The 23,844-nt window shown below is 66.3% G+C and carries 51 protein-coding genes and 2 other RNA genes; 51 read left to right on the top strand and 2 right to left on the bottom strand.

Translation table 11 applies throughout. The features are described from left to right. Positions 1-124 precede the first annotated feature (124 nt). From OG764_RS09350 to OG764_RS09110, 51 genes are all read left to right on the top strand, one after another. The gene (locus OG764_RS09350) at positions 125-274 is read left to right on the top strand and encodes a hypothetical protein (RefSeq protein ID WP_328967946.1); all 150 of its coding nucleotides are present in this window, start codon (positions 125-127) and stop codon (positions 272-274) included. After that, positions 271-546: a hypothetical protein gene (locus OG764_RS09345; protein ID WP_328967945.1), complete on the top strand. Its 276-nt coding sequence runs from the start codon at positions 271-273 to the stop codon at positions 544-546. Before OG764_RS09350 ends, OG764_RS09345 begins: the two co-directional genes overlap by 4 nt. 73 nt (positions 547-619) lie before the next feature. Further along, on the top strand, positions 620-961 hold the full coding sequence (locus OG764_RS09340; RefSeq protein WP_328967944.1) for a DUF7574 domain-containing protein: 342 nt from the start codon (positions 620-622) through the stop codon (positions 959-961). Beyond that, positions 958-1,599 (top strand): RNA ligase family protein, encoded by a 642-nt coding sequence (locus tag OG764_RS09335; protein WP_328967943.1) that lies wholly within the window; start codon positions 958-960, stop codon positions 1,597-1,599. Before OG764_RS09340 ends, OG764_RS09335 begins: the two co-directional genes overlap by 4 nt. A gap of 190 nt (positions 1,600-1,789) precedes the next feature. Continuing rightward, positions 1,790-1,969, top strand: a complete 180-nt coding sequence (locus OG764_RS09330; protein WP_328967942.1) for a hypothetical protein — start codon at positions 1,790-1,792, stop codon at positions 1,967-1,969. Between the two features lie 90 nt (positions 1,970-2,059). Next, entirely contained in the window at positions 2,060-2,296 is a 237-nt protein-coding gene (locus tag OG764_RS09325; protein ID WP_328967941.1) for a hypothetical protein, read from the top strand. Continuing rightward, complete coding sequence (locus tag OG764_RS09320) at positions 2,293-2,493, top strand: hypothetical protein (RefSeq protein ID WP_328967940.1); 201 nt, start codon at positions 2,293-2,295, stop codon at positions 2,491-2,493. The genes OG764_RS09325 and OG764_RS09320 overlap by 4 nt, the downstream gene beginning before the upstream one ends. After that, entirely contained in the window at positions 2,490-2,630 is a 141-nt protein-coding gene (locus tag OG764_RS09315; RefSeq protein WP_328967939.1) for a hypothetical protein, read from the top strand. Before OG764_RS09320 ends, OG764_RS09315 begins: the two co-directional genes overlap by 4 nt. Continuing rightward, on the top strand, positions 2,627-2,908 hold the full coding sequence (locus OG764_RS09310) for a hypothetical protein (RefSeq protein ID WP_328967938.1): 282 nt from the start codon (positions 2,627-2,629) through the stop codon (positions 2,906-2,908). Before OG764_RS09315 ends, OG764_RS09310 begins: the two co-directional genes overlap by 4 nt. 88 nt (positions 2,909-2,996) lie before the next feature. Further along, positions 2,997-3,158 (top strand): hypothetical protein, encoded by a 162-nt coding sequence (locus OG764_RS09305; protein ID WP_328967937.1) that lies wholly within the window; start codon positions 2,997-2,999, stop codon positions 3,156-3,158. Positions 3,159-3,250: 92 nt separating this feature from the next. Continuing rightward, positions 3,251-3,451 (top strand): hypothetical protein, encoded by a 201-nt coding sequence (locus OG764_RS09300; protein ID WP_328967936.1) that lies wholly within the window; start codon positions 3,251-3,253, stop codon positions 3,449-3,451. 85 nt (positions 3,452-3,536) lie between these two features. Then, complete coding sequence (locus OG764_RS09295) at positions 3,537-3,710, top strand: hypothetical protein (protein ID WP_328967935.1); 174 nt, start codon at positions 3,537-3,539, stop codon at positions 3,708-3,710. 996 nt (positions 3,711-4,706) lie between these two features. Next, positions 4,707-5,450: a recombination directionality factor gene (locus tag OG764_RS09290; RefSeq protein ID WP_328967934.1), complete on the top strand. Its 744-nt coding sequence runs from the start codon at positions 4,707-4,709 to the stop codon at positions 5,448-5,450. Between the two features lie 88 nt (positions 5,451-5,538). After that, complete coding sequence (locus OG764_RS09285) at positions 5,539-5,778, top strand: hypothetical protein (RefSeq protein ID WP_328967933.1); 240 nt, start codon at positions 5,539-5,541, stop codon at positions 5,776-5,778. 4 nt (positions 5,779-5,782) lie between these two features. Further along, entirely contained in the window at positions 5,783-6,286 is a 504-nt protein-coding gene (locus tag OG764_RS09280) for a DNA cytosine methyltransferase (RefSeq protein ID WP_328967932.1), read from the top strand. A 61-nt stretch (positions 6,287-6,347) separates the two neighbouring features. Further along, positions 6,348-6,851, top strand: coding sequence for a DNA (cytosine-5-)-methyltransferase (locus tag OG764_RS09275; RefSeq protein ID WP_328967931.1), 504 nt, complete (start codon positions 6,348-6,350; stop codon positions 6,849-6,851). Then, complete coding sequence (locus OG764_RS09270; protein WP_328967930.1) at positions 6,844-7,113, top strand: hypothetical protein; 270 nt, start codon at positions 6,844-6,846, stop codon at positions 7,111-7,113. The genes OG764_RS09275 and OG764_RS09270 overlap by 8 nt, the downstream gene beginning before the upstream one ends. Further along, on the top strand, positions 7,113-7,862 hold the full coding sequence (locus OG764_RS09265; RefSeq protein WP_328967929.1) for a phiSA1p31-related protein: 750 nt from the start codon (positions 7,113-7,115) through the stop codon (positions 7,860-7,862). The genes OG764_RS09270 and OG764_RS09265 overlap by 1 nt, the downstream gene beginning before the upstream one ends. A 74-nt stretch (positions 7,863-7,936) precedes the next feature. Next, positions 7,937-8,140 carry a hypothetical protein gene (locus OG764_RS09260; protein ID WP_328967928.1) on the top strand — a complete coding sequence of 68 codons (204 nt, stop codon included), beginning with the start codon at positions 7,937-7,939 and terminating at the stop codon, positions 8,138-8,140. Further along, on the top strand, positions 8,137-8,388 hold the full coding sequence (locus tag OG764_RS09255) for a hypothetical protein (RefSeq protein WP_328967927.1): 252 nt from the start codon (positions 8,137-8,139) through the stop codon (positions 8,386-8,388). The genes OG764_RS09260 and OG764_RS09255 overlap by 4 nt, the downstream gene beginning before the upstream one ends. Next, the gene (locus tag OG764_RS09250; protein WP_328967926.1) at positions 8,388-8,585 is read left to right on the top strand and encodes a hypothetical protein; all 198 of its coding nucleotides are present in this window, start codon (positions 8,388-8,390) and stop codon (positions 8,583-8,585) included. The genes OG764_RS09255 and OG764_RS09250 overlap by 1 nt, the downstream gene beginning before the upstream one ends. Further along, positions 8,585-8,779, top strand: a complete 195-nt coding sequence (locus OG764_RS09245) for a hypothetical protein (RefSeq protein ID WP_328967925.1) — start codon at positions 8,585-8,587, stop codon at positions 8,777-8,779. Before OG764_RS09250 ends, OG764_RS09245 begins: the two co-directional genes overlap by 1 nt. Then, positions 8,779-9,060: a hypothetical protein gene (locus tag OG764_RS09240; protein ID WP_328967924.1), complete on the top strand. Its 282-nt coding sequence runs from the start codon at positions 8,779-8,781 to the stop codon at positions 9,058-9,060. Before OG764_RS09245 ends, OG764_RS09240 begins: the two co-directional genes overlap by 1 nt. Beyond that, a complete protein-coding gene (locus OG764_RS09235) occupies positions 9,060-9,323 on the top strand; it encodes a hypothetical protein (RefSeq protein ID WP_328967923.1) in 264 nt (87 codons plus the stop codon). The genes OG764_RS09240 and OG764_RS09235 overlap by 1 nt, the downstream gene beginning before the upstream one ends. Further along, entirely contained in the window at positions 9,320-9,556 is a 237-nt protein-coding gene (locus tag OG764_RS09230; RefSeq protein ID WP_328967922.1) for a hypothetical protein, read from the top strand. The genes OG764_RS09235 and OG764_RS09230 overlap by 4 nt, the downstream gene beginning before the upstream one ends. Further along, positions 9,553-9,732, top strand: coding sequence for a hypothetical protein (locus tag OG764_RS09225; protein WP_328967921.1), 180 nt, complete (start codon positions 9,553-9,555; stop codon positions 9,730-9,732). The genes OG764_RS09230 and OG764_RS09225 overlap by 4 nt, the downstream gene beginning before the upstream one ends. After that, positions 9,729-10,037 (top strand): hypothetical protein, encoded by a 309-nt coding sequence (locus OG764_RS09220; protein ID WP_328967920.1) that lies wholly within the window; start codon positions 9,729-9,731, stop codon positions 10,035-10,037. Before OG764_RS09225 ends, OG764_RS09220 begins: the two co-directional genes overlap by 4 nt. Further along, on the top strand, positions 10,034-10,441 hold the full coding sequence (locus tag OG764_RS09215) for a hypothetical protein (protein WP_328967919.1): 408 nt from the start codon (positions 10,034-10,036) through the stop codon (positions 10,439-10,441). The genes OG764_RS09220 and OG764_RS09215 overlap by 4 nt, the downstream gene beginning before the upstream one ends. Continuing rightward, positions 10,438-10,644, top strand: coding sequence for a hypothetical protein (locus OG764_RS09210; RefSeq protein ID WP_328967918.1), 207 nt, complete (start codon positions 10,438-10,440; stop codon positions 10,642-10,644). The genes OG764_RS09215 and OG764_RS09210 overlap by 4 nt, the downstream gene beginning before the upstream one ends. 75 nt (positions 10,645-10,719) lie before the next feature. Continuing rightward, complete coding sequence (locus tag OG764_RS09205; RefSeq protein WP_328967917.1) at positions 10,720-13,191, top strand: phage/plasmid primase, P4 family; 2,472 nt, start codon at positions 10,720-10,722, stop codon at positions 13,189-13,191. Further along, complete coding sequence (locus OG764_RS09200; protein ID WP_328967916.1) at positions 13,188-15,116, top strand: DNA polymerase; 1,929 nt, start codon at positions 13,188-13,190, stop codon at positions 15,114-15,116. Before OG764_RS09205 ends, OG764_RS09200 begins: the two co-directional genes overlap by 4 nt. A 71-nt stretch (positions 15,117-15,187) precedes the next feature. After that, on the top strand, positions 15,188-15,517 hold the full coding sequence (locus OG764_RS41730) for an HNH endonuclease (RefSeq protein ID WP_443055877.1): 330 nt from the start codon (positions 15,188-15,190) through the stop codon (positions 15,515-15,517). 111 nt (positions 15,518-15,628) lie between these two features. Next, on the top strand, positions 15,629-16,114 hold the full coding sequence (locus OG764_RS41725) for a DUF7169 domain-containing protein (protein ID WP_443055876.1): 486 nt from the start codon (positions 15,629-15,631) through the stop codon (positions 16,112-16,114). Then, positions 16,111-16,332 carry a hypothetical protein gene (locus tag OG764_RS09195; RefSeq protein ID WP_328967915.1) on the top strand — a complete coding sequence of 74 codons (222 nt, stop codon included), beginning with the start codon at positions 16,111-16,113 and terminating at the stop codon, positions 16,330-16,332. The genes OG764_RS41725 and OG764_RS09195 overlap by 4 nt, the downstream gene beginning before the upstream one ends. 161 nt (positions 16,333-16,493) lie before the next feature. Then, a complete protein-coding gene (locus OG764_RS09190) occupies positions 16,494-17,288 on the top strand; it encodes a sigma-70 family RNA polymerase sigma factor (protein WP_328967914.1) in 795 nt (264 codons plus the stop codon). Positions 17,289-17,310: 22 nt separating this feature from the next. Further along, complete coding sequence (locus OG764_RS09185; RefSeq protein ID WP_328967913.1) at positions 17,311-17,454, top strand: hypothetical protein; 144 nt, start codon at positions 17,311-17,313, stop codon at positions 17,452-17,454. A gap of 54 nt (positions 17,455-17,508) precedes the next feature. After that, a complete protein-coding gene (locus tag OG764_RS09180; RefSeq protein ID WP_328967912.1) occupies positions 17,509-18,072 on the top strand; it encodes a hypothetical protein in 564 nt (187 codons plus the stop codon). Position 18,073: 1 nt separating this feature from the next. Further along, positions 18,074-18,367: a hypothetical protein gene (locus tag OG764_RS09175; protein WP_328967911.1), complete on the top strand. Its 294-nt coding sequence runs from the start codon at positions 18,074-18,076 to the stop codon at positions 18,365-18,367. A gap of 88 nt (positions 18,368-18,455) precedes the next feature. Beyond that, positions 18,456-18,758: a hypothetical protein gene (locus OG764_RS09170; RefSeq protein ID WP_328967910.1), complete on the top strand. Its 303-nt coding sequence runs from the start codon at positions 18,456-18,458 to the stop codon at positions 18,756-18,758. Positions 18,759-18,837: 79 nt separating this feature from the next. Then, the gene (locus OG764_RS09165) at positions 18,838-19,032 is read left to right on the top strand and encodes a hypothetical protein (RefSeq protein WP_328967909.1); all 195 of its coding nucleotides are present in this window, start codon (positions 18,838-18,840) and stop codon (positions 19,030-19,032) included. A 91-nt stretch (positions 19,033-19,123) separates the two neighbouring features. Beyond that, positions 19,124-19,351, top strand: a complete 228-nt coding sequence (locus tag OG764_RS09160; RefSeq protein ID WP_328967908.1) for a hypothetical protein — start codon at positions 19,124-19,126, stop codon at positions 19,349-19,351. Positions 19,352-19,354: 3 nt separating this feature from the next. After that, positions 19,355-19,418, top strand: an RNA gene (locus OG764_RS09155) — hammerhead ribozyme type II. A 12-nt stretch (positions 19,419-19,430) separates the two neighbouring features. Next, positions 19,431-19,664 carry a hypothetical protein gene (locus OG764_RS09150; RefSeq protein WP_328967907.1) on the top strand — a complete coding sequence of 78 codons (234 nt, stop codon included), beginning with the start codon at positions 19,431-19,433 and terminating at the stop codon, positions 19,662-19,664. Beyond that, positions 19,664-19,822 carry a hypothetical protein gene (locus OG764_RS09145; protein ID WP_328967906.1) on the top strand — a complete coding sequence of 53 codons (159 nt, stop codon included), beginning with the start codon at positions 19,664-19,666 and terminating at the stop codon, positions 19,820-19,822. Before OG764_RS09150 ends, OG764_RS09145 begins: the two co-directional genes overlap by 1 nt. Continuing rightward, an RNA gene (locus tag OG764_RS09140) (hammerhead ribozyme type II) lies at positions 19,821-19,884 on the top strand. Before OG764_RS09145 ends, OG764_RS09140 begins: the two co-directional genes overlap by 2 nt. Positions 19,885-20,170: 286 nt before the next feature. Then, complete coding sequence (locus OG764_RS09135; protein WP_328967905.1) at positions 20,171-20,329, top strand: hypothetical protein; 159 nt, start codon at positions 20,171-20,173, stop codon at positions 20,327-20,329. A gap of 356 nt (positions 20,330-20,685) precedes the next feature. Continuing rightward, positions 20,686-20,883 carry a hypothetical protein gene (locus tag OG764_RS09130; protein WP_328967904.1) on the top strand — a complete coding sequence of 66 codons (198 nt, stop codon included), beginning with the start codon at positions 20,686-20,688 and terminating at the stop codon, positions 20,881-20,883. 4 nt (positions 20,884-20,887) lie between these two features. After that, positions 20,888-21,151, top strand: coding sequence for a hypothetical protein (locus OG764_RS09125; protein WP_328967903.1), 264 nt, complete (start codon positions 20,888-20,890; stop codon positions 21,149-21,151). 95 nt (positions 21,152-21,246) lie between these two features. Next, entirely contained in the window at positions 21,247-21,540 is a 294-nt protein-coding gene (locus OG764_RS09120) for a hypothetical protein (protein WP_328967902.1), read from the top strand. Between the two features lie 76 nt (positions 21,541-21,616). Continuing rightward, the gene (locus OG764_RS09115; RefSeq protein WP_328967901.1) at positions 21,617-22,303 is read left to right on the top strand and encodes a DUF2637 domain-containing protein; all 687 of its coding nucleotides are present in this window, start codon (positions 21,617-21,619) and stop codon (positions 22,301-22,303) included. A 136-nt stretch (positions 22,304-22,439) separates the two neighbouring features. Continuing rightward, a complete protein-coding gene (locus tag OG764_RS09110; protein ID WP_328967900.1) occupies positions 22,440-22,658 on the top strand; it encodes a hypothetical protein in 219 nt (72 codons plus the stop codon). A 54-nt stretch (positions 22,659-22,712) separates the two neighbouring features. On the opposite strand, the gene OG764_RS09105 is transcribed toward OG764_RS09110, so the two are convergent. Continuing rightward, positions 22,713-22,925, bottom strand: coding sequence for a DUF397 domain-containing protein (locus tag OG764_RS09105; protein ID WP_328967899.1), 213 nt, complete (start codon positions 22,923-22,925; stop codon positions 22,713-22,715). Then, positions 22,922-23,779, bottom strand: coding sequence for a helix-turn-helix domain-containing protein (locus OG764_RS09100; protein WP_328967898.1), 858 nt, complete (start codon positions 23,777-23,779; stop codon positions 22,922-22,924). The genes OG764_RS09105 and OG764_RS09100 overlap by 4 nt, the downstream gene beginning before the upstream one ends. Between the last annotated feature and the right edge of the window lie 65 nt (positions 23,780-23,844).

Here is a 23,844-nt window from a genome sequence, read left to right as displayed (position 1 = left end):
GCGGCACGTCGTGTATGAGAGCGACGCGGATATCCACGCTGAGCTGTACGAGCTGCTGAAGATGCTCGTGAACTCTACTGAAGCTCATCACGGACTACTTCGCGCAGACGCGTTGCCTGCCGCCATGTCCCGCGCTGACGCCCTCAAGGCCGCGCGGGACCACGTCGAGTCCATGAGCACCAACTCCCGCGGCTACCAGGATGGCGTCAAGTTCGGCGACAAGGTCGCGGCCATCGAGGGCTTCGCGCGATTTCTACTCGGGGAGAGCGAATGACTGAGCCGTTCAAGACCGCATCCGACCTGCGCGCCGCTCGGAGCAAGACGCCAAGCGCCGAATCGCACCGTGCGGCGATGGGGGCGGTGGGGTGGCTCATTATCTTCACCGTCCTGTCGCCGCTGGAGGCGTGGATCCTCATGCTCGCCCTTGGGTCGCTGCACATTGCCGGCGCACCTTGGGCCGCCGTGGGCTACGGCACGGCGCTGCTGACGGTGCTCCTCGTCGACCTGGTCGGCTTCATGGCGGGCCGTTTCCGACGTCAGAAGTAACGCAAGTCGTTTACGCAACGGGGGGCGTCCACCCGGGCGCCCCTCTTCGACGCATGCCCGTGGAGGAGAGACCGTGGAGAACATCTACTACAGCCCGGAGAAGTTCGGACTGAAGGAGCTTGGGGAGGTGGACACGGGAGGCTCGTACGAGTTCAACAAGTTCGTGGCGTGGAGCCGTCCCGACGATGGCGCCGTGTTTTGGTCCACGGACAGCGGCTGTTCGTGTCCGTCGCCGTTCGAGGACCTGGAGAGCGTTGACAGCCTGGAGCGAGTCCGCGATGTCGCGGAGTTCGCCCGTGTAGCCCGTGCGTGGGTCCGCGATGCCTCCGACGCGTCGGCGTCGGACCGCGACGCCATGGAGCTGATCATTCGCAGGGTCCAGCGGCGGATGAAGACGAAGGCGGTGGCGGCGTGAGTCTCCACGAACTGGCGGAGCGACGTGACCGGCGTGAGCTGCTCGACGGCTTCACGTTCACGCCCTGGCCCACGACGGCTCGCTTGTTCCGCACTGTCGTCATCACGGAAAAGCTCGACGGCACCAACGCCGCCATCCACGTCGACGAAGCCGGCCGGGTGGCCGCTCAGTCTCGGAACCGGCTGATCACGCCGTCGGACGACAACTTCGGCTTTGCCGGGTGGGTCCACGACCACGCTGCGGACCTGGCCTACATCCTTGGCCCCGGTCTCCACTTCGGGGAGTGGTGGGGGAAGGGGATCCAGCGGGGGTACGGGAGGGAGACGAGGCGTTTCAGCCTCTTTAACACCGACCGCTGGTTCAAGACTGGCCCCGACGGGCTCGACTCCATGTCGACGCGGGCGGGAGACACCTTGCTTGGGATCGACGGCTTGATCGGCGCTGTGCCTGTGCTGTTTCAGGGAGAGTTCTCTGAGGCGCGCATCCGTCACGCGCTGATGAGCCTGGAGCTTCACGGATCCCGCGCCGCTCCCGGTTTCATGACCCCCGAAGGCGTCTGCGTCTACCACACGCAGACGAAGTCCGTTTTCAAGGTGACCTTGGACCATCAGGACGCCGGCAAGTGGGAGGCCGCGTGAGTGACCAGCGCTCCCCCGACTGGTGCTGGATGCACAACTGCCACCGGTCCGCCTGCCCAACTCCGCAGCACTGAAGGAGCGCTATGGAACTCGTCTTCTACGTCATGTGGTTCATCTTCTGGTACACGGTCGGGGGCGTCCTCGGCGGACTGTTCTTCGACTGGATGAACTCCTGCGGACGGAGTCGCCGATGACCCTCGAAGAGCATGCTCGCGCCATCGAGGCAGCGATTCAGGCTGCTGCGGATGACGGCTTTCACCTCGACAACGGCAACGGCACCGCCCCCGCCCGACTGGAGTTGAACGAGGTTGATCGGATCGGCGACCCCGTGACGTGGATGCGTCTGGATCTGCCAGACAATCCGATCTAGAACCGCCAGTCACACACGCAATACCTCAGCCCCCGGTTGCTTCGGCGCCGGGGGCTTTCGGCGTGTACCCACTCAGCAGAGGAGAGCCCCATGAAGCTTCCCAAGCTCGTCGGTTCCGGCCCCATCGAGGCGCGACTCCTGACGACGCCCACCACCATTCACACGGCCGACGGTTCGACCGTCACCGTCCGCCGGCACGGCATCGGCTACGACCTGGAGACGAAGAACGCGAAGGGCGAGACGATCTCCACTGTCAGCATGAACCGGGCTGACGTGAGCCGGCTCTTCGGGGAGCTGGACTCGATGCTCTGGAGCGACGCCGCATGAGCGCGTGGGCGCGTCTGGTAGCGAAGGCTGGACCTGACGACCTGAGGGAACTGAGCGCCGCACTACTTGAGGTGCAGCGCGAGACGTCGCGGCGCAATGCCGCGCGCATCCGCGGCAGTCACCCTGACAGGTGCCCGGATTTTGCCGACGGAGCGGAGTGGGCAGCCGACTTCATCGACCCGGAGGTGACGACGTGATCACCGCTGAGCAGCTCCTCATCCGCCGACTAGCTCACCTTCTCCTGAAGCAGCGCGGCGGGACGTACAAGAGCAACGAGCGCGATGCACGGGCCATGGTCGAGCGCGCCAAGGACGAGTGGAGGGGGCAGCAGTGAGCGGCCGTGTCACTGGATACCCCGGTCACTTCATCCTCGACGGCGACGAGTCCACCTGCCCATGTCCTGAGCACCGTAGCGGCTCCCCTCGGGAGGAGCTGGAGAGGCAAGCGGAGCGAGTTGGCAGCCCTGAGTACGACGTGTGGTTCGGGCTGCTCCTCGACGCGTACGTCACGGACGTTCTGCACGAGGCTGCTCGACGGATGGAGACGGCCCGCATGGACGACGACGCTGTGGCCTTCCTCGACAACCTTGCGCGGGGCGGGTGGGTGACGTGAGCCTGCGCACGTACCGATGGCTGCTGGCTAACAAGCCTGACGAGGCTGACGCCTATCGGGCAGTACGGATCACGGAGGACAGCAACTGATGGCACGAATCAAGAGCCCCACCACTTTCGACGTTGAGGTGACCCGATCTGAGGTGGCACTCCTGCGTCGCGCGCTTCGCCTCGTCAACGTATACGGCGACGACCAGGACGCGGATCCCGCACTCGAACTGCTTGACGTTCTCTCGGAGGTGGACGAATGAGCATGTCTGAACTCGTCGCTGCTGGCGCGCCGGAGCTGCCGGAGGGCTGGTTCTACCGCGTGGCGTCGAATGGTTTCTGCCTTGAAGTGTAGGTGCGCGAGCGACGCAAGCGCTTCGGCTCCCGTCAGTTCGGTCACGCCTTCGTACGCGAGCAGGAGGTATCTGGACTTGCCGCCATCGTCGCGGCTTGCCGACATGCGGTGTCGCAAATGGAGGCCGAGGACGAGCGGCGTAGGCGCTACCGCGAGACAGGCCAGTACGTCGGCGACCACGACCCGAAGGGTTCGAAGTGAAGTACGGAGAAAGGCAGCAGACACCGGAGGAGATCCGGCAGCAACTTACCCCCGGGATGCTCGACATGGCTGGAGGTGGTGCTCGATGAGCCGACGAAACATCGACAAGTGGTTCATCGCGCGTGACCGGCGCTTTGACGGCCGTTGGGTGGTCATGGCGCCGGGGAACTGGCTTCGTGCGTCGTATGTCGGCGCGTCCTTTGAGGACGCACGCCGGGAGTTCATCCGCCGCAGTGCCGCGGGGCAGGAGGCGCGGTGACCGTCGCCAACCCCGACCGCTCCAGATGGCTCGACGCTGCCCGTGCCGAGTACGAGACCCGCTACCGTCCCGGCCCTGGCCGGCTGAAGTGCGCCGGCTGTAAGGCCGTTCGTCCTTCCGTCGACTTCCGTGAGATGCCCTGGCATGGCCGCTCTGAGAGCTGCAAGCGATGCGAAGGCGGATACCGCTGGGACCTCCGCATCATGGCCAAGAGCCGGTATATCCGGGCGTTGCGGATCCGATTGCTACTGGCGTCCGGTCCGACGTCGGCCGACGCTCTGACGACCCTGGAGCGGCCGTACCACGACGCCCTGACGCGGGCAGTGGCATGGCAGACGTGGGCTGCCGTGCCTATTCGCTACGCCACTGGGACGGAGAACCATGACTGGCACTGAGCGCACGCGTGACGAGCGCATCGAGACGTGCTATCAGGAGAGCGCGTGGGACCTGGCGGAGAGGCTCGTCGATGCAGAGGACGCGGTAGCGCGCATGCAAGGTGCATGGCGCGCAGCGCACTACCAGGTGGACTTTTGGCGCCGGATGTTCCGGCGCGAATGCGAGCTGACGCGTGAACTGGTTGTTCAGCTAGGAGCGCGGTCGCAGGAGTGTACCCGGTACCGGGACGCCTGGACGTCCGCTCGTCGACGAGCGAAGAGGGCTCGGCAAGGCAACGACGCCGAAGTCCGGTGGGCGAACGGGATGTGGGCGGACGCCCTCCGCGACCTCCACCGCTACCGCTGTGCCTGGCTCTCCGCCCGCCGGCGTGCAGCCGATGCCTTCATCTTTGGCGCGGAGGCCCTGGCGCTCCGTGACGCAGAGATTGAGCGGCTGAAGGCGCAGCTCCGTGAGTCGACTCACGGAGCCTGCCCGAGCACGAGAACGTCAAAAGATCTTCCGCCCCAGCCCTGATAATCCGTGATCCTTCCCCCATAACAAGGGTGTGGGCGAGGGAAACGAAGCCCGCAATCACACAGGATACTCACGGAGGCTTACACCTTGGGCACGAACAATCTGCGCAGGATCTGGGACGCCGACCCGGACGCCGCTCCGAAGGAACGGCCGAACTTCAGTGATGACACAGTCGGCCGCTTCCGGTCCGGCCGCCTCGTGAAGACGGGCAAGACCGAGTCTCCTGAGGCACTCTCCGAGTGGAGGGTGACGACCGGGGATCCAATCGTGGCGGCGCGTATCGCGGAGCTGCTCGGCGGGGAGGTGGAGTCGTGGGAGACGGACAACGAGGACAACCTCCAGGTGCTCACCGACTCTGCGTCGGTGCACATCGTCATCGAGCCGGACACGCTTGACGCGAGCTTCAAGCACTTCATGCCCGGCGCCGGTCTGATCCACCACTGTGACGGATTTGAGTACCTCTCGCCGGAAGAGGACAAGGGCATGGCGTGTGGCTGCCCCACGGTCGTGGCGGAGAGGAAGCTCCGGGCGACGCAGAAGCGCGGTCCCGCTCCGTCCATCGAGCTGACATTCCGCCTCGCTGATCACATGGATCTCGGCAAGTGGCGCTTCAACAGCGGCTCTTGGAAGCTGGTCGACGCGCTCGGGCCGCTCTTTGCGGAGCTGGACCGGTACCCCGGTCAGCAGGTGCGCGCGACGCTGACGATCGAGAACGTCAGCTACGTCCCGCAGAAGGGACCGCGCGCCGGCCAGACCGTCAGCTACAACAAGCCGGTGATCAAGATCCTGGGCGCGTACGAGGCTGCTGCGGCTCTCGCCGACGCTGCCTGATCGTCGCCACGAACTACGCCCGCCCCTCCCGAATTGCGGTCGGGAGGGGCGGGCGTATCCACGATTCTACGCACACTGAGGAGAGGAAATGTCGATCTTCAAGGTTGGCCGGACGGACGGTCACGACTACGACGAGTACGACGCCGTGATCGTGCGCGCGGGCAATGAGACGGGCGCTCTGGAACTCGTCCTGACGTCGCCAGGTCACTGGCTTTACGACGGTAAGCCGATGCGCGGATTTAAGGCGGACGGGTCGAACGCCACCGTGACGCGGGTCGTCGAAGACGGTCCGGCGGAGATCGTTCTCAGCTCGTACAACGCGGGGTGACGCGATGCCGATCCTCGAACTCTGCGCCGGATATGGCGGTCTGGGACGGGCAGTAGAGGCGCTGACGGGTGACAAGGTCACCGTAGTAGCTGAGGTACACGGAGCAGCCTGTCGAGTCATGGCACACCGATTCCCTGACGCTCCGAACATTGGAGACGTTCGCACGCAGAACTGGGGCGCCCTGATGGGCGAGGGAATCGACACCATCACGGCGGGATTCCCCTGCCAGGACATCAGCAACGCAGGACGCCGAGAGGGGATCAAGGGTGAGCGCTCCGGTATCTGGTTCAACATCGCGGACGGGATACGGGTTCTTCGACCCCGACACGTCTTCCTGGAGAACGTGGGAGCACTCCGAAATCGGGGACAAGCCGCAGTGCTCCGTTCGCTTCACGAGATCGGGTACAGCGCTTCGTGGATCTCTCTACGAGCTTCCGACATCGGGGCTCCGCACCATCGGGACAGGTGGTTCGCTTACGCCACACCTTCCGACCCCGACGGTAGCTGATGCCACCCGCGGGCCGGACTTCGCCAAGCGAGACCGGGAGGGCGCCGGAGGCGACGACCTTGTGACGGCGCTTGCCCGCCTCTTCCCCCGGGACCGGGCGGAGAAGCTTTTCAAGACGCCGACGGCCAACTTGGCAAGCAACGGATCGGCGCAGCACCCAGACAAGCGCAAGGCAGGTGGACACGGTCCGACGCTGGAGGACGAGGTGTGCTTCCTCCTGAACGTCGACCCGGACGAGGTTGCCGACAACGGCCCGCACTCGCCGGCCGACTGGTGGGGACCCTTCGCTGCCTGTGTCTACCGGTGGGAAATCTTCATGGGCCGCCAGGCGCCCGTGCCGCTGATGCGCGGTCCTCGGGGCGGCTTGAAACTCGCCCCAAAGTTCGCCGAGTGGATGATGGGACTTCCTGACGGGTGGGTGACTGACGTCCCCGGGCTGACGCGGGAAGAGCAGATCGGCCGTATCGGCAACGGGGTTTGTCCGCAGCAAGCGCATCACGCCTTCGGCTTCCTGCGGGACCAGTTGCACAAAGCACTCACGGAGGAGAGCACGCAGCATGGGTAAAGCACGACTCACAGACTTCACCGGCGCGGAGATCCACGTCGGTGCCGTCATCGCGTACCCCACGCGGCAGGGGAACGTGGTCAGGAACTCCGAGGGCGTCGTCCTGGAGCTGCACAGCAACAAGTCGACCGGCCGCGTCGTCCCCATGCTGCGGGTCCGGCCGACGGGGCGGGACAGCGGGTTCATTGCACGTAAGACGCTTGCGGTGCAGACCGTCAGCGCGGAGCACGTAGTCGTCATCGGCGAGGCGGAGGAGAAGTAGTGGCTTTCAAGGTTGGCGACGAGGTGCGATTCGCCGGAGCCCGAGGTGTGGTGGATCAGGGGGCTTACGAGTCGACGGGTCTGCGCACGACGGCGTACGTGGTGCTGATGTCGGACGGGCCGGACGAGGGGCGGACGCTGGTGGCGAAGGCGTCGGAGCTGACGCCGGCTGCCTTCAGCAATGGCGACCGAGTGAGGGATGACAGCACGGAGTACACCGTCGAAGCCGGACCTTTCATGGGGCACAGCGAGTGGTACGCGGTTAAGGCGGAAGACGGCAAGGTGTTCAGCAGCGCCGGTGTGCTGCTCACCCTCGTCGAGCACGCGACGGAGACCGTCAAGGTCGGCGACCGGGTGCGTGTGGTGAAGGACGATCCGTGCTTGCGCACGGGTGAGTTCGTCGGGCTCGTCGGCACAGTGGAATCCACCACAGGCGCGGCCGGGACTCCTCGGTATCTGGTGCGATTCGGCAGCGCAGGCCACGGCTCCCGAAACGGTGAGTGGTACTGCGCGGAGGTCGAGCCCGTCGACGAGCCGCAGGCCGACACCTACGAGTACAACGGCGTGACCTACGACCTGACGGCCAGGTACCGCGACGCGGACGGCGACTACTGGTCCTTTGTGCGCGTCGGTGACACGGTGCGCGGCATGTATAGCTGCTTTGATCGTGACGCTTCTGGCGCCGTCGATGAGCACAGCACGACCCTGAGAGACGCCGTGTACAGGTACGGCCCTCTGACTCGCGTCTGACCCTCCGCCCCCGGCGCCCATGTGGCCCGGGGGCTGAGTGCGTGGAAGCCCTGTCCGGCGACGAAGGAGGAGAGATGGCGCTTTACGAGGTTGTGCGGATCGACGAGGCGGGTCCGGGAGAGTTCGTCAACGCCACCGTGATTGCCGGCGGAACGGCGCAGGCGCGCAAGGCCGTGGCGCACCTGGAGGGTGTGACGTCGACGAACGTCGTTGCCACACGGATCGACATCGCGGGCCCGGTACGGCTGCTCGCCGCGTACTGGGACGAGCGCGAGTGACCGGCGACCGAACGGAGGAGATCGTCCGCCGCATCGTCCGCGAGGAGATCCGGTCGGCGCTGGAGGTGCTTTCTGCGGAGGCATCGGACCTGCCTGGATACGGCACGGATCACATCGAAGACGTGGCAGCCCACATGATCAGTCGCGCGGCAGAGAACGCCGTGTCGACGCTGAAGCACGCTCCGACGTGCGCCAAGCGCACTGAGCGGGGCTGGACGCGGTGCAACTGTCCGACGGGTGACTACTGATGGGCGCCCTTCACGTCATCGAACTCGCCAACGCCCCCGCGCTTGGCGACGTCCGAGCGTGCGGACCTGACGACTCGATCTACATCCGGCCCGACGCAACGACGCGGAAGGACTGGCCGAAGTACTGGGATGCGGCCGGCGTGGCGCTCGCGCGCGGGGCTTTCGTGCACATCATGAATCGAGAGGGGATGCTCTGATGGCGTTCTACAGCGACGACGACGGCGCCGTGTGGGTGGACGACCACAAGGACGAAGGCAGCATGCGATGCATCGTCGACCCCGATTGCGACGAGGACCGTCCGACGGCCGGGATCCTCGTGCGCGCAGCCGACGTGCGGGAGTCATACGGTCCCCTCGTCGAGGTCCGCCCGACCGGGTGGGAGGTGGTCTGATGTCCCGACGCATGGTCGGCGACAACCAGGACGTGTTTCGGGTGCTCCTCGTTCTTCGCCGGCAGGAGAGGAACCCGGCCTACGAGCCGGGGAGCGGCGAGCGCTACTACCGCTACACCGACGAGACGTTCGAGACCTCGTACGGCCCGTACAACACCATCGGCGCGGCACGCGGGCAACTCACCCGGGAGACGTGGGACCACTACGAGGGGCGACTCCGGGACAGCGTCGTCAGCGGGCGAGTGCAGAAGGCAACGACGACGTGGGAGGACGTGAGCTGATGTCGCCTGACATGGAAGCTCAGTGCGCCCGCTATCGGGCCAAGCTGAAGTCCGAGCCGTACGCCTCCATCGTCCCCGGACGGCGCCCGGAGGTGAAGTACCACGCGGGCTTGGGCCTGGCGAAGCTTGCCGTGGGGTACCAGGGGTTCCGCGGCGCGCGGGGCGGAGAGATCTACGAGTACACGCCCGACGGTTGGACGCTGCTGTACCGCGTGGAGTCGGGGACGCCGATGGCTGAGCTGCCTTGGAGGGTGGAAGCGTGAAGGACTCATTCGGCGTTGAAGTCGGGGAGGGCGACTACGTCCTGTCTGCGGCCTCGTCGACCGGCCTCTTCAAGCTGGGCATTGTCTACTTCGCCCCTTCGGGCAGGGCGATGATGAAGGTCACCCGATCGAACTGGAATGGCGCGCAGCGGCGCAGTGAGGTCGGCTCCAACGCGCTGGTTCTCCGGAAGGCCGACGGCTCGGTTCCCCCGCACGTTGGGGAGGCGGAGTGAGGACGTACTACCGCACCACCAAGGTCCACAGCGTAGCTCTCCAGCTCACCACCGACGAGGCCGCGCGGCTGCTGGAGGAGCTGGACGACGTCGAGACCTACGGGCTCATGCCGACGTTCAGCAAGGCGCGACAGATGATGAACCGGGCGTTCGATCAACTGGAGGCGGACGCATGACGATGACCCTCGACGGCGAGGACCACGAGATCACGCTGGCCGTGTGGGAGGTCTTCGAGCGCTGGTACGGCGATAAGGCCTACCGACAGGCGGGCATGGTCGCAGAGCTGGAGGCGGAAGTTCGGCGTCAGGTGGCCGATGAGTTTGCCGCGCGGGAGCGCTCGGTAGACATGACGGTCGGCGCCATCGTCGCTCCTGGCGGTGATTGGACGCCGATCGGCCACGGCATGGAGGCGCGCACCGTTCTCTCGGATCGCCTGGGGACGTTCCGCGTCCGGTACGTGGGCGAAGGATGCCGAGGATGAGTAATCCGTCAAAGGCCAAGGGCACCGCCTTCGAATCCCTCGTCGTCGCCTACCTCCGCGAGCACCACAATCCGGCCACCCACCGGAACGTCCAGATGGGCCGGCTCGACATCGGCGATATCGACGGCTACTACCTCCACGCCCTGGAGGCGAAGGCCGAGAAGTCGATCACCCTCTCCGACTACATCGCGCAGGCGAACCGGGAAGCGATCAACGCCGGCCAGCCCTTCGGATGCGCGGTGGTCAAGCGGCGGATGAAGGGTGCGGCTGACGCCTACGTCGTGCGGGACCTGGCGACAGACGTGCGGCTGCTGAATCGGCTGCGGGAGATGGAGTTCGCGCTTCGTGGCGTGGCACCTGCGGCGTGGACGTTGATCGACAGGCAGCATCGGGAGGCAGCGTGAGACAGGCCGTCATCACCTTCACTGCCTCGCTCGTCGTCAAGGCGGACGGCGGTGAGTACGAGGGCGGGCCCCTGACCGACGACGAGGCCGCCGGATGGGCTGCTCACTGTCTCACCCGGGGCGACAAGCATGCGTGGAACTACATGGCGTACGGCGTCGACGTCACGTCAGTGACTTACGAGGATGTCCCAGACGAAGACTGATCCACAACCGAACACCACGCAAGGGGCGTCCTCCGGGGCGCCCCTCTGCATACACAAATCAAGAGGGGAGACAGCGTGCGACTGACGGACATCCTGTCCCGGCTCGACGGCGTCCAAGACGACCACGACGGCCACCTTGCGTTCTGCCCTGTGCACCGGGACCGCCGGACTCCGTCGCTGAAGCTGACGCTGAAGGACGACGGCACGCTGCTTGTGGTCTGCCGTGCCGGCTGCGAGAAGCCGAAGATCCTGGAGGCGCTTGGACTGCCGGCCTCCGCCCTTTTCGATGTCCAGACGTCCGGCGAGCGCACCGTGTCTGCGGCTGTCCCGGAGTCCGTGGGCATTGCTGAGACGGCGGCGCTGCGGATGTTCGTCGACGCCACGTCTGGTGCCCTCATGGAGTCGCGCCGCGCAACCGACTACCTGATGGACCGGTTCGGGCTGTCGCCGGAGGCGGCGGAGGATCTTGGCGTCGGATACGCGGCCGAAGGTGAGCGCCCTCAGCCGTGGCTCTCCCGCGGCTTCACTCGTTACCCTCGGCTGACCGTCCCGCTCTACGGATTCGACGGCGTGGCTCGCGGACTTCAGGGGCGCGACCTTTCCGGACGCTGCCCGGCACGGTGGATGAGTCTGACGAACGTGCCGGGGAAGGTCTGGTCGAAGTACGGCATCCTCCACGCTGGCACGGGCTACGACACGATCCTCATCACGGAGGGCCCTGGCGACGGGCTTACCTCGGTCGGCGTCGGCTACGACGCACTGATCATCCGCGGCGCCGCCATGGCCAACAACGCGGCGTTGCTTGCCGAACTCGTCGTTGGCCTCCGTGGCCGTGACGTGGTTATCGCCTTCGATCCGGACACCGCCGGCGAGCGTGGAACGCGCGCGCTGGTGGCAGCGCTGACGGCGGACGGCCAGACCGTTCGTCGGCTGGCCTTCCCCGTGCCGGAAGAGGATCTCACCGCCTGGCGGGAGCGGACGCCGACCACCTTCCCCGCGGAGCTGCACGCTGCTGTTCGCGCGGCTGCTGTCGTCGAGCTGGAGGCAAAGGAACCTGCGCAGTCACCCCGCCCGGCCGCGTCCGACGCCATCGCTACGATGGAGCCGTCCGCCCGCCAGATGTTCGACGCGACCGACGTCGGCATTGCGGTCCGCCTCAGGGACTTCATGGCACGCGACGGCGGGGGAGTACGGTACGCAACCGGGCTCGGGTTCCTCGTCTGGGACGGAACGATCTGGGTTCCCGGGCAAGCGCAGGTCCGCCGCTCCCTTCACCTTATGGGCGCGGAGCTGATCGCCACGGGCGACGACACGAACCGGCGCCTGGCGCTGAAGGCCCTGACGAACCGCAGCATCGACGCGGCAATCAAGGAGCTTCCGAGCGTCCCCGGAGTACCCGCCCGCGCCGACGAGTTTGACGCCCATGAGGAACTGCTGTCCGTCGCCAACGGCACGATCAACCTCCGCACGGGCGCACTCCACCCGCACCGGCCCGAGGACATGATCACGCGCCGCCTTGACGTGGCGTACGACCCTGCGGCTCCGGCGGAGAGGTGGTTGACGTTCCTCGACGAGGTGTTCCCGCAGCACCCGGAGATGCCCGGGTATATGCGGCGCCTCGTCGGATACGGGATCACCGGGAGCACGGCTGAACAGTGCTTCGTGTTCATGCATGGGCAGGGGAGCAACGGGAAGTCGGCGTTGCTCGACGCGCTGATCCACGCGCTCCGCGGGATCACGAAGTCGACGGAGTTCTCAACGTTCGAGCAGCGCACATCCGTCGGGCAGGCCTCTCCCGAACTCGCCTCCCTCCGCGGAGCCCGGCTCGTGACGGCGAGCGAGACAGAAAAGTACTCGCGTCTGGCGGAAGCGCTGGTCAAGCAGCTGACGGGCGGTGACCCGGTGACGTGCCGTTTCCTCCACAGCAATCCGTTCACGTACGTCCCTAGCTTCCTTCTCATGGTGGCCGGCAACTACAAGCCGGCGATTCTGTCGCAGGACACCGGAATTTGGCGCCGCGTGAAATTGATCCCGTTTGAGGCAACGTTCCGACGTGGTTCGACGGCGGACACCAGCCTTCCCGCCAAGCTGCGGTCGGAGGCGGAGGGCATCCTCGCGTGGGCCGTCCGCGGCTCGATGGAGTGGTACGAGCACGGGCTCCAGGAGCCTTCCTCCGTCGCCGGGGCTACGCAGGATTACCGCGAATCGGAGGACAGGCTCGCAGAGTTCATTGCGGCTCGCCTGGTCCAGGAGGACGGCGCCCGCGTCGCCCCGATGGCCGTCCGACGTGCCTACGCGGAGTGGACGGAGGACGCGGGGCTTTCCAGGAAGGAAGTGCTCAGCGGCTGGGCACTCGGCGTCGAGCTGGAGTCCCGCGGCTTCACGAAGCGGCGTGCGGGCGCCGGCGGTCGGTGGGGCTTTGACGGGATCCGCCTCATGACGGATGCAGAGCGAGAAGCCGCCGGGCGAATTGCGGAAGACGTCGACGACGAGCCGACGCACGGGCCCGTGGACATTTTCGGACAGGCGAAGGAGGACGCAGCATGATCATTCCCACCTTCCCCGTGCTTGGGGAACTGATACCGGTCTACGTCCCCCAGACAGTGGAGGACTTCCAGGCATTCCAGCGGTACATCATCGACCGGGCCAACGCCGGCGAACGGGTGGCGTACGACACGGAGACAACGGGGCTCGCGACGTTCAGCAAGGACTTCCGCATCCGAACGGCGCAGTTCGGTACGCCGGATCAGGCGTGGGTGCTTCAGGTGGAGAAGGGGGACGACCTCCGACGTCTGGCAGCGTGGGCCCTGCGGACTCTTCCGGCGCTGTCCATGCAGAACCGCAACTTCGACATGCTGGCGACCGACAGGCATTTGCCCGGCGCCTCCCTGGAGATGCTCGCTCCGAAGACGCTTGACGCGTACATCTACAGCCACCTCTCCGATCCTCGTCGACGGGACCAGGGCGGCGTCGGGAACGGTCTCAAGGACGCTGCTGCCCACTACGTGGATCCGTCTGCACCCGACACGGCCGCCGGACTCTACGGAGAGTTTCACGCGATCGGAGAGACGAAGGACACCGGGTGGAGCAAGATCGACATCAACAACCCGTTGTACCTGAGCTACGCCGGCGGGGATGTGATCCTGACGTCTCGCCTCCTGCCCAAGCTGGAGGAGCGCGTTCGGGAGTTGGGTATCAACCCGGGACTGATCCCCTTCGAGCACGACGTGGGCTACGTTTGCGCCCTCATCGAGCGCCGCGGAATGAGAATCGACCGGGCCTACACGACGAAGCTCTCTGCTCAGCTCCTGGAGGAGTCCGCGGAGTGGGCCGCGAAGGCTGCCCGGTACGGCGTGTCCAACGTGAACTCCACACGTCAGCTCTCTGAAGCTCTGCTGGGCATGGGGGAGGTCATTCCCGAGAGGACGGCCGGCGGAGCAGTTCAGGTGAACTCGACCGTCCTGAAGCGCCTGGCGGACGTCGACAAGGACTGGGAGCCGATCGGAAGCCGGACGGCCAATCCCTTGGCCATGGCGGTTCTCCGCAGTAAGCGGGCGTCGAAGTGGCGGACGTCGTACGCGGAGGCCATGCTCCGGACGGCCGATGAGCACGACCGGGTGCACCCCAAGATCGGCGCCTTGGCTGCGCGGACGGCGCGCATGTCGATCTCTGACCCGCCGTTCCAGCAGCTCCCGTCCGGCATGTGGGTCATCCGCCACGCCGTCATTGCCGACGAGGGACACCGGGTCATATCCGTCGACTACTCGTCCGTCGAACCGCGCGTAATGGCGGCGCTCTCCGGCGACGAGCGCATGACGGCCGCAATCCTCCGCGGCGCCGACCTCCACAACTTGACGGCGGAAAGCGTCTACGGGCCCGACTTCACCCCGGGTCAGCGCAAGGTGGCCAAGGTCGTGCAGCTCGGGGTGGCCTACGGAGGCGGAGCGAAGACGATTGCTGCGCAGACGGGACTGTCCATGCCTGCGGCGCAGGACGCTGTAAAGGGGTACAAGCGCACGTACCCGCGCCTGGCCCGGTACATCCGCAACCTTCAGGCGCAGGTCATACGCGACGGGTACACCCTCCGGACTCCGTCCGGCCGGCGTCTCATCTTCGACCGGGACGCTGCATACGCCAGCTTCAACGGAGAGATTCAGTCGACGGCCCGGGACATTTTCGCGCAAGGCCTCTTGGAGATCCACGCCCGAGGGCTCACCCCTCATGTGCTGCTTCCGGTGCATGACGAGATCGTGGCAGACGCCACCGACAACGAGGCTCCGGAAGTCGCTCGTGAGATCGGGGAGGCAATGACGATGAGCCTCCGTGGCATTCCGCTGGGCACCGATCCTGACGTGGGCGGGCGCTCGTGGGGGTCGCTCTACATGAAGAAGGCGTCGACGATGATCGAAAATGATCAGTGGTACGCGGATCACCCGCAGGAAGCCCACGCTGCTGAACTGGCGCGCGCGTGACGGCCGTCGGTGGCCTCCGTGCACGGAGTGTCACTTCGTTTCCGGCAAGGGTGGCTGAGAACCGCCCTTTCATGGCCCGCCATGCCACCCGGCCTGTCCGCATTGCTCCCCCTCTGCGACCGCCAAAGCCGACATTCGGACCCACGCGCCGCGCCGTCCTGGCGATATGGGAGGACGCCGACGAGTGGAGCTGCACCTACTGTGACTCGCCTGCGGGGCCGATGGTTGTACTCGAAATGGATCACGTAACCCCCCTCTCGCTGGGGGGCGTTCACGATTTCCACAACCTTTCGCCGGCTTGCCGAGAGTGCAATCGGCGGAAAGGTGATCTTTCTGTCGGCGCATGGGGCGCGCTTCTAGCAGCGGAGATGGGTGCGGAGTGTTGCGTTCCGGCTCCGTAGGGCGACGAAGCGGCAAACTTTGACGCTTCACACGGCCTCCACATGGTCACAGTTCGATAACGGTGGAAGTTGAAGGCTTCAGCACTCCCGCCAGTCATATGCCCAGGTGAGATGAGGAGTACTCCACAAGCCTCGGGGGTGGCGAGCGTGAGTCAAAACCGCACGATAAGGGGACGGATGAGCACTAACGAGACGTCGGTATCCGGCCGCACGGCGATTGCCCGGCCGCAGAGCGTGACGTACTGTCGCGACCACGCAGGACAACGTCTGTCCCAACTGGTCACTCAGCTTTACGCGGAACTGGCCGAGTTGCGTCAGATGTGTGCTGCTTATGACGACGCAGTTACCGCCCGCAGTCGACGACCGGGGGCGGCGCCGGACGAAACGGGTCGCTCCGCGACGAGCGGTCCATCCCGCCCCACTGAGGACATCGCGCTTGACGATCACCGTCAGGCACTTACAGACGAACTCCAGATAGGCGCCGCGCTTCTGCCCACGGCCTTGGCCTGTGTTCGCGGCGTCACCGCATCCATGGACCGCGCCCTAGCCCGATGGGAGGGGGAGGAGCCGGCCGAGCACGGGGGTGGCGCAGCATGATCGTGATAACCGGGCCGCAAGGCACGGCCGAGGAGCAAGGGGAGCTAGCGGAGATCGCGGGACTGCACGGGGCGGCGCTCGTCGGGGAGCACAACATCAAGTGGGCGTCCGTGGTCGCTCTCTATCGGATTCCAGGCTGGGAGCGCTGCCCCCTGGCTCTAGCTGACGTAGCCATGGCCGACGCCCTGGACATTCCGACGCACGACCTGACCGGCTGACCAACCCTCGGGCAGACGCCCCCGCTTGAACGTGCAAGCGGGGGCTTTGGCGTATCCGCAGCAGGGATATCCGTGTGACCCACATCACATGTAGCGGCCCTGATAATCCATGATCCATCCCCCATAACCAAGTCACACAAGCCGCTCACGGAGGTAACGACATGACCACTCCCGCAGTTACGGCCGACATGATCCGCCGCGCACAGGCCGGCGACGGGGACGCGATGTGGGAAGTGGTCTCGGCGCACGAATCGGTACTTGCGTCGATCGTCCGCAAGGCTGCTCCCTCCGCGTCCCCCGCCGAACTTGACGACCTGATGCAGGAGGCTCGCGTCGAGCTGATCGCCCGACTCCGCAGCTACGACACCTCGTCGGACGCGGCCCTCTCCACGTACACATTTCACGCGATCCGGCGGGCCGTGACGGAAGAGTGGATCCGCATGACGTGCAGTCACACCGTGGAGCCCTCCGCGGTGCTGCGGGTACGACAGGCTCTCGCGGAGACGGAGGGCAACGTCGAGGGTGCATGGATCCGCATCAGCCTCGTCGGCAAGGCCAAGCGCGGCATGTCGCGTGAGACTTTCCTGAGCGTCATGGGCGCGCTCGCCGGCACGATGTCCCTGGAAGCCCCGCAGCACGGGTCCGACGACACCACTCTTGCGGACACCATTCCCGACCCGGTGGACGCGGATGACGTCGAGGGACGGCGGGAGCTGGCGAACTGGCTCCTCGACTCGATCGCGCCGCGCCAGGCACTCACGCTCCGTTCCACGTACGGCATCCGCACGGAGGCCCTTGCGGACGAAGAAATTGCTGAGCTGCTTGGCACCACAAAGCGGGCGGTGGCCCAGTTGCGCCACACCGCCGGCCAGCGGATGCGGCAGGTGGCCGCGTCGCACGGCCTGAACATCGCTCGTGGTCTCAACGAGGCCCCTTCCGTCGCCCAAGCTGCGTAAGACACACACGAGAGGCCGTCCAATGACCCGATCCCTTCCCTCCCTTGACGCCTACGACATGCAAGGCGTGCGACTCGACGAAGCTGCGCTCTGGGGTGAGGACGTCCGCGGGGACGTCGACGACCTGGCGGAGACCCTCGTCGACCTGGACGAGCTGCTCCAGTAGCTCCGTAAGTCGACTTACGGAGCTACCCCGACCCGCGTAAAACGAGGAGAGCGCATGGCCGAGTACACCGCGCAGTGCCGCTACGACGGATCTGAGCGCATCGTGGCAAGGAAGACATCGGCCTCGGTGGCCTTTGATGGCTACATCAGTGGCGGGCTGGAGATGAACCCGTACCTTTCCGCGGCGGATGCCCGCACCTTCGCGCGCGGCATCCTCGCCCTGGCGGACGAACTTGACGGAGGAGAAGCGGGCGTCAAGCCGGACACCCGCCTGCGCATCGGGGACTGCGTGCGGGTAGTGCGCGCGGAGGAGCCGTCGGGGGGCTGGTCGTTCGTCGACCGTGTTGGAGAGCTGCGAGCCATCGACGTCCACGACCGCGACATGCCGTACCTAGTGCGTTTCGGAGGCGGTATCCACGGCGATCCCGACGGGGAATGGTGGTGTGACGAGGTGGAGCGCGTGACCAGCGACGGCACCGACGTCACGCCGGCCGACATCGACGATCAGACCGTGCCGCCCTCCCGTCTCTCACTCCTCGATGCCGCCCGGCGCCTCGTCGGCGAGGGTGCGTCCGCGGATGACCTACTGAAGATCGCCATCTACCTGGAGGGGAACTGACATGACTGTCATCAAGATTGGCGATCGTGTCCAGGGACCCTACGTCTTGGGCGTCGTAACGGACGTCGACCCGGACGACTCTCATATGCCGTACTACGTCCAGTGGGATGGCAACGACTACGGCCTTTGGGTGCGCGAGGGAAGTGTTCGGCCCATTGCCGTCGCTGCGCCCTCCGACCGTGAAGCCCTCGTCGCCCGCGCGAAGGAGCTGCTCGCCGACACTCACCACACCGGCGCCGACGTCGTCGCAATGGCCGCGTTCCTGGCGGGCGAGCCTGGTCCGGCTTCATCGTGAGCCACTAGGGACTTGTGGAGTACTCATCAAGTGTGCCATCCTGAAGTCACGCCAGGAACTCACGGAGAGTTCGGCGGGGGAGGAAGTCATGAGCCCGGAGATGTCGGCGGCAATCACCTTCATACAGTCCCTGAAGATCGGTGAGCGCGTGAAGGTCACTCGCGACGGTCGAACGAACGAAATGTTTGTATCGTCCGGCCCGACGCGGTGTGACGGCCCCTACGGCTCGTACGAGTCCATGGGCGTCACGGTCACCTTCGGCCCTGGGCGCTACTCGACTCGGGTCCAGGCCGACCACCTCGTCAGAACCCGCCGGGGACACGGGTTTATCGGGGGCGGCACCACGATGGAGCGCCTGTCTGCGGAGTCGGAAGCGCCGTCGCTGTTCTGAGCAACATCCGCCCCGGCCACGCCGAGACGGTGCCGGATCGAATCCGGCCCGGGGCACTCGAATCACATGAGGAGAGCCCATGACTTACGCAGTGTTCGCCCACAACGGCGACGTTCTCTTGAGCGGCCCGTACGCCACGCAGGAGGACGCCGACGCCGACACGGCCTACTTCACGGACAAGCACCCGGACGCGGACGCCGGGGAGATCTGCCCCGGGTGCGGGCGCCGGGCGTTTGACAGCTGCCCCGGTGACGGCGACGGCGACAACAACTAGCACCACCAGCCCCGATGGTGGCCCGCAAGGGTCGGCGGATTCGACTTCCGTCCGGGGCGCTCAAAGCACAGAGGCTGACGTAGGAGACGACATGGCTTCGCGATCGTTTGGCGCCCTCCAGTGGGACTGTGTCCGCCCCGGTTCGCATTGGACTTTTGAGGACGGATGGGGTCGCTTCGACCTGCGCCACTACAACGGCAACGGGCAGGCGGCCGGATGGTATCTGGACACCCCCAGCGGGTCGGGTGACTGGCTGGGCGAGACGCTCACGTCGGCCGCCATGGCTGCCGAACAGATCGTCGTCGACGCACAGCGCTGACACAGCCGAAACGCCCTCTGGGGCGTCGCCCGGAACTGGTCTACCGGGCCTGACGAGGCAGACCACAGGAGGAGACACCGTGTCCTACAACGTCTACATCGACGGCCCGCACACGCACCTCGTCGTCAACCGACGCGACGCGTACGAGGCCTCCGCCCTCGTGAACGCCTTCATCGACCTGGACGAGCGGTTCCACGTCGAAGCGGACCTGTGGAACAAGTACGACCGGACCGCCATGCTCACGCCAGCGCTGCTGGAGGAGTGCGGCGGGAACATCGCGAAGCTCTGCCAGTTCGCGCCGACGGAGGGCTGATGGCCGCGCGGTTTCAGGTGGTAGAGGTCCGCCACGGCTACGTCGTCAAGGACACGCGCGACGGCGCCACCTGGACGAAGACGTACACCCGCCTCGCGTGGGCCGTCCGCAAGGCAGTCCGCCTGAACGAGGCGCACGGCAAGCGCAAGTACTTCTAGCCGAAACGCCCTCCGGGGCGTCCGCGGGTGATGGCCTCCCCGCGCTGATGAGGCAGGCCGAAGGAGGAGAGATGAGCAGGTCTCTGCGTCACTGTGACGCGTGCTTCCGTCCTGCGATGTGGGCCGTGGAGCACCAGGGATGCTGGGCGCACCTCCCTGCGTGGCTCTACTGCCAGGATCACATCCCGGAAGACGTGTGGACGCTCCCTGAAGCCTTCCGTGTGCGGGCGGTCTACCACTACCGCTGACCCACCTGCCCCGCAACGGCCGGCCCTCCACCTCCCCGGAGGGCGCGCGGTTCGAATCCGCGGCGGGGCACTCCCCGCATCACCGACCACTGGAGGCTCGATGGCACAGAGTTTCACCGTCGAGACGTACGACCACAGCAACGGCGAGGAGCACGAGCAGACGTTTACTGACGCCGACGAGGCCGTCACGGAGTTCACGCGCCTCTCGGCGCTCATGGACGCCTCGTTCTCCGTCGTGCTACGCCGAGGGACGGAGTAACAACATGCCCCCGATGATCGGCCGGCGCTGCCCGAAGGGGCCGGGCGGACGTGACTGCCCGTGCTGCGGACAGCCGCCGGGCAAGGCTCGGAAGACCGCCCGCCGCACTGGCAAGCGACGTGAGCGTCAGGCGTGGCGCCGAGCGAAGGAGGACTAATGGCGACGGCGAGAGAACTGCTTGCGGCTGCACGGGCCGGAGCTGAAATCCTGCACAACGGCGCCCCCGCGGTCTATTGGCCCAGTGGGGCGCGGGACCGCAGGCCGTGGGCGGTCTACGCAGACGGACGGATTCACCGATACACGTCCGCGCAATGCTCAGCGTACTTTCCCGCCCGGTCGGGCAGGAGGGAGCAGCCGTGAACGCCCACCCCTACCCCTACGACCTCCCGCCGCTCCAGGAAATCACCCCCGAGCAGTGGAGCGGCACCGACTGCGTGTACTGCCCCGGCATCGGGGACGGCGCCATGCGGGTCGTCGGCCGGATCCGCGGCAACGTTCTCTTCGCCCACCGCGAGTGCGCCGACGATCACCGCTGGCCGGAAACGAAGGAGTGACCCGATGGGCAGACACCCGCTGAGACTCGGCGACCGCGTCATCATCACCACAACCCCGTGCGGCACCCGCGTGGGCACGCACGGCCGGCTGACGGCCGTCGACGTCCAGGCCGACTACCTGGAGCCCTACCACGTGCGCGACTGGCAGGGGCGGACCGTGTGGGCGTCGACGGTCCGTCGCTGCCGGCTTCAGTGGCCGGAGGAGTGGACGCAGCCGGCGGCCGGGTTCGTCCTCCTGGCGCTGGCCTTTGCCGTACTGCTGCTCTGAAGCTCCGTAAGTCGACTCACGGAAGGGGCTTGTGGAGTACTCATCAAGTCTGCGATAGTGGAGTCACGCAAGGAACTCACGGAGAGGACAACTAAGTGAGCATCATCGACACGTTGGAGGTAAGCGAGGTAGCGGTGGACTGGAGCCGTCCGGCGCTGATCGGCTGGAACCGTGGTGGCCAGTCGCTCCGCTCTCCTGGACTCCACGTGTGCGCCGCGTGCTTCTCGCAGACGGAGAAGTCTTTCGACGCCACAGCCGACACACACCACATCCTGAACCGCAGCAACGGCCCGTGTGGCGCCGGGCTGTGTGTGAGGTGCTGGAGCCGCCTCGTACGCCTGGTGGACGAGGCGCCGTGCGGAACGCCGGAGTGCTGCCCCGGCAACTGATCAACCCACGGGGTCCCTGCCAATTGCGGTGGTGGGGGCCCCGTTTCACGAACACACGCACACGAACGAGGAGATCATGAAAGCCAGACTCGCCCGCCTGGTGTCCCGCATCCGGCGCGACGTCGACCCCGTCCTTCTCCAGGCCGTCATCGCTGCTGCCCTCAGCTTCGCCCACATCCACGACGTGGCGCACGCTGCCGGGCAGACCGGATGGAAAGCGTGGGCGTACCCGGTGAGTGTCGACCTGCTGATGATGGCCGCGTGGCGCCGGACGAGGTCGGGGGAGAGCGGTCGGGTCGGCCGAGTCGGCGCGTGGTTCTGGTTCGCCGTCGCCCTGACTGCTTCCGTCGGCGCAAACGTGGCCACGGCGGGCTTGATGGATCTGACGAACCCGCCGGCGTACCTCCGACTCCTCGTCGCCGGATGGCCGGCGATTGCCCTCTGCGGCGGTGCATTGCTCTTCCACACGCGGCGGAAGGAGGCGCCGGAAGTGGTCTACGAGGAGCCGCCGTTGGCCGCTGAGGAGCCTGAGGAAGAGGCGTCGGAGGAAGGCGCCATGCCGTCCGTCGCAGCACCGCAGAAGCCCGTTCTCGTGACGTACGCGGACGCTGCTCAGCAACTCGGCGTGGCTGAGCCGACGGTTCGGGGCGCGGCCAACTCCGGGCGGATCGCCAAGCATCCGGCGGCTACTCCTGGACGCGTCCTCGTCGACCTGGCGGAATGCTACGCAAAGCTGCGCCATGGTAGGACCGTCGGAGCCTGAGGACGACCACGGCTAGACGTGGAGTAGGAACCGAACCTGAAGCCCCCTGTCTCACACGAGGCAGGGGGCTTTTTTTCGTTCACCCGAATGGACCGCACGTCGAGCACGCTTCCCGTACCGCGTGCAGCCTCAACATATGGCCACCTTCCCGCGCATCGTCGTCCACGCCCCCGACGCGATCGGCGGCCGAAGGGTGCACGTCGACTCGACGATCCTGGGACGGGCCACCAGCGTGCGGGATCTCGTCGAGTTTTTCCGCCGCGCAGAGATACCCATCGACGAGGACGAGATTCCGACCACGCCGCTCATTGAGTGGCGTGGCGGAGGCCCTGACGTCTGGCCGGCGGCCGAGTGACAGCGAAGCGCCCGCCTCCCGATCACGGAAGCGGGCGCTCAGAGGGTCTGACGGCTAAAGCTGGCCGGCCTTGACGGCGTCGACGAACACGCCCCACTCGGGCTCGCTGAAGGCGAGCGCGGGGCCCGCGGGCACCTTAGAGTCGCGCACGGGCGTCACGCCGACGAGCTGGCCGGCCGCCACCTCGACGCAGTTTCCGCCGTCGCCGCTGTAGCTGCTCTTCGTCCACGACAGGCCAGACGTAACGGCACTGAGGATCATGGTCATGATTGTTCCTTCTTCAGTTTCGCAATGAGGTCGGCTGACGGAGCGAACGGCAGCGCGTATGCGCGGAGCTGCTCAAACGCGCTGTTGTAAACCGCCACGTCCACAGGGGCTTCAACGTACAGCGCGGAGGCAAGTCCCTCCACGTGAACGACATCAAGATCCGCGCTCTCGGGGAACCCAAGGACGGTGAAGGGGCCGCTGATCCCAGGGTGAAGCGGAGCGTCGAAAGGGATGACCTGTATCGACACCGACGGGTACTCGATCAGGTCCAGCAAGCGCTGGTACTGACCGGTCATGATCCGCGGATCGGCAAGCTTGGGGCGGAGGGCGCCCTCGTAGATGATGGCCCACACGTCGAGAGGCTCGGGACGGGTGAGGACAGACTGTCGAGCGATACGAACCTCCACGAGGCGGCTTACGTCCTCCGCTGACGAGGTCATGTTGATCGCACTGATTGACGCACGCGCGTACGCTGGCGTCTGGAGCAGGCCGGGCAGAAGAAGCGACTGGAACGAGCGGAGACACTTGGCGTCCGCCTCCAGCGCGATCAGCTCAGAATAGGCCGGGCTGATGATGTCGCTGTAGGTCTGCCACCATCCGCGCTGCGCTCCGTCGCGTGCGAGTGACAAGAGAACGTCCCGCTTGTCCGCGTCGAGAAGGCCGTAGAGGTCCAGAATCGCGGACAACTCCGCGGGCTTGACGCCGAGCCGGGCCCCTTCGATACGCGAGAGCCATGTAGCGGTGTGGTCGCCAGGAATCCGTGCCACCACGTCTGTCTGCTTGAGGCCGGCCCGCTCCCGAAGAGCCCCGAGTTCGGCCGCCAGCCGGCGGCGGCGTACAGATGGTGCGGCCAAGGCGTCCCCCTTATCGGTGTGTAGCGGAATCCTGGCACAGAGCAGAGGGGACGCACAGTACCTCG

It is taken from the genome of Streptomyces sp. NBC_00239 (assembly GCF_036194065.1).
Taxonomy (GTDB): Bacteria; Actinomycetota; Actinomycetes; order Streptomycetales; family Streptomycetaceae; genus Streptomyces.
This window is presented reverse-complemented; position numbering and strand designations above follow the sequence as displayed.

Coding starts and splice junctions, on each gene's coding strand:
- OG764_RS09330 (WP_328967942.1), top strand. CDS start 1,790: ATGACCCTCGAAGAGCATGCTCGCGCCATCGAGGCAGCGATTCAGGCT.
- OG764_RS09160 (WP_328967908.1), top strand. CDS start 19,124: ATGGCTTCGCGATCGTTTGGCGCCCTCCAGTGGGACTGTGTCCGCCCC.
- OG764_RS09325 (WP_328967941.1), top strand. CDS start 2,060: ATGAAGCTTCCCAAGCTCGTCGGTTCCGGCCCCATCGAGGCGCGACTC.
- OG764_RS09345 (WP_328967945.1), top strand. CDS start 271: ATGACTGAGCCGTTCAAGACCGCATCCGACCTGCGCGCCGCTCGGAGC.
- OG764_RS09245 (WP_328967925.1), top strand. CDS start 8,585: ATGGCGTTCTACAGCGACGACGACGGCGCCGTGTGGGTGGACGACCAC.
- OG764_RS09220 (WP_328967920.1), top strand. CDS start 9,729: ATGACGATGACCCTCGACGGCGAGGACCACGAGATCACGCTGGCCGTG.
- OG764_RS09110 (WP_328967900.1), top strand. CDS start 22,440: ATGGCCACCTTCCCGCGCATCGTCGTCCACGCCCCCGACGCGATCGGC.
- OG764_RS09240 (WP_328967924.1), top strand. CDS start 8,779: ATGTCCCGACGCATGGTCGGCGACAACCAGGACGTGTTTCGGGTGCTC.
- OG764_RS09115 (WP_328967901.1), top strand. CDS start 21,617: ATGAAAGCCAGACTCGCCCGCCTGGTGTCCCGCATCCGGCGCGACGTC.
- OG764_RS09125 (WP_328967903.1), top strand. CDS start 20,888: ATGGGCAGACACCCGCTGAGACTCGGCGACCGCGTCATCATCACCACA.
- OG764_RS09185 (WP_328967913.1), top strand. CDS start 17,311: ATGACCCGATCCCTTCCCTCCCTTGACGCCTACGACATGCAAGGCGTG.
- OG764_RS09270 (WP_328967930.1), top strand. CDS start 6,844: ATGGGTAAAGCACGACTCACAGACTTCACCGGCGCGGAGATCCACGTC.
- OG764_RS09350 (WP_328967946.1), top strand. CDS start 125: ATGTCCCGCGCTGACGCCCTCAAGGCCGCGCGGGACCACGTCGAGTCC.
- OG764_RS41730 (WP_443055877.1), top strand. CDS start 15,188: ATGGCCCGCCATGCCACCCGGCCTGTCCGCATTGCTCCCCCTCTGCGA.
- OG764_RS09105 (WP_328967899.1), bottom strand. CDS start 22,925: ATGACCATGATCCTCAGTGCCGTTACGTCTGGCCTGTCGTGGACGAAG.
- OG764_RS09250 (WP_328967926.1), top strand. CDS start 8,388: ATGGGCGCCCTTCACGTCATCGAACTCGCCAACGCCCCCGCGCTTGGC.
- OG764_RS09285 (WP_328967933.1), top strand. CDS start 5,539: ATGTCGATCTTCAAGGTTGGCCGGACGGACGGTCACGACTACGACGAG.
- OG764_RS09180 (WP_328967912.1), top strand. CDS start 17,509: ATGGCCGAGTACACCGCGCAGTGCCGCTACGACGGATCTGAGCGCATC.
- OG764_RS09170 (WP_328967910.1), top strand. CDS start 18,456: ATGAGCCCGGAGATGTCGGCGGCAATCACCTTCATACAGTCCCTGAAG.
- OG764_RS09260 (WP_328967928.1), top strand. CDS start 7,937: ATGGCGCTTTACGAGGTTGTGCGGATCGACGAGGCGGGTCCGGGAGAG.
- OG764_RS09235 (WP_328967923.1), top strand. CDS start 9,060: ATGTCGCCTGACATGGAAGCTCAGTGCGCCCGCTATCGGGCCAAGCTG.
- OG764_RS09175 (WP_328967911.1), top strand. CDS start 18,074: ATGACTGTCATCAAGATTGGCGATCGTGTCCAGGGACCCTACGTCTTG.
- OG764_RS09280 (WP_328967932.1), top strand. CDS start 5,783: ATGCCGATCCTCGAACTCTGCGCCGGATATGGCGGTCTGGGACGGGCA.
- OG764_RS09165 (WP_328967909.1), top strand. CDS start 18,838: ATGACTTACGCAGTGTTCGCCCACAACGGCGACGTTCTCTTGAGCGGC.
- OG764_RS09195 (WP_328967915.1), top strand. CDS start 16,111: ATGATCGTGATAACCGGGCCGCAAGGCACGGCCGAGGAGCAAGGGGAG.
- OG764_RS09200 (WP_328967916.1), top strand. CDS start 13,188: ATGATCATTCCCACCTTCCCCGTGCTTGGGGAACTGATACCGGTCTAC.
- OG764_RS41725 (WP_443055876.1), top strand. CDS start 15,629: ATGAGGAGTACTCCACAAGCCTCGGGGGTGGCGAGCGTGAGTCAAAAC.
- OG764_RS09145 (WP_328967906.1), top strand. CDS start 19,664: ATGGCCGCGCGGTTTCAGGTGGTAGAGGTCCGCCACGGCTACGTCGTC.
- OG764_RS09320 (WP_328967940.1), top strand. CDS start 2,293: ATGAGCGCGTGGGCGCGTCTGGTAGCGAAGGCTGGACCTGACGACCTG.
- OG764_RS09135 (WP_328967905.1), top strand. CDS start 20,171: ATGGCACAGAGTTTCACCGTCGAGACGTACGACCACAGCAACGGCGAG.
- OG764_RS09295 (WP_328967935.1), top strand. CDS start 3,537: ATGAGCCGACGAAACATCGACAAGTGGTTCATCGCGCGTGACCGGCGC.
- OG764_RS09215 (WP_328967919.1), top strand. CDS start 10,034: ATGAGTAATCCGTCAAAGGCCAAGGGCACCGCCTTCGAATCCCTCGTC.
- OG764_RS09305 (WP_328967937.1), top strand. CDS start 2,997: ATGGCACGAATCAAGAGCCCCACCACTTTCGACGTTGAGGTGACCCGA.
- OG764_RS09190 (WP_328967914.1), top strand. CDS start 16,494: ATGACCACTCCCGCAGTTACGGCCGACATGATCCGCCGCGCACAGGCC.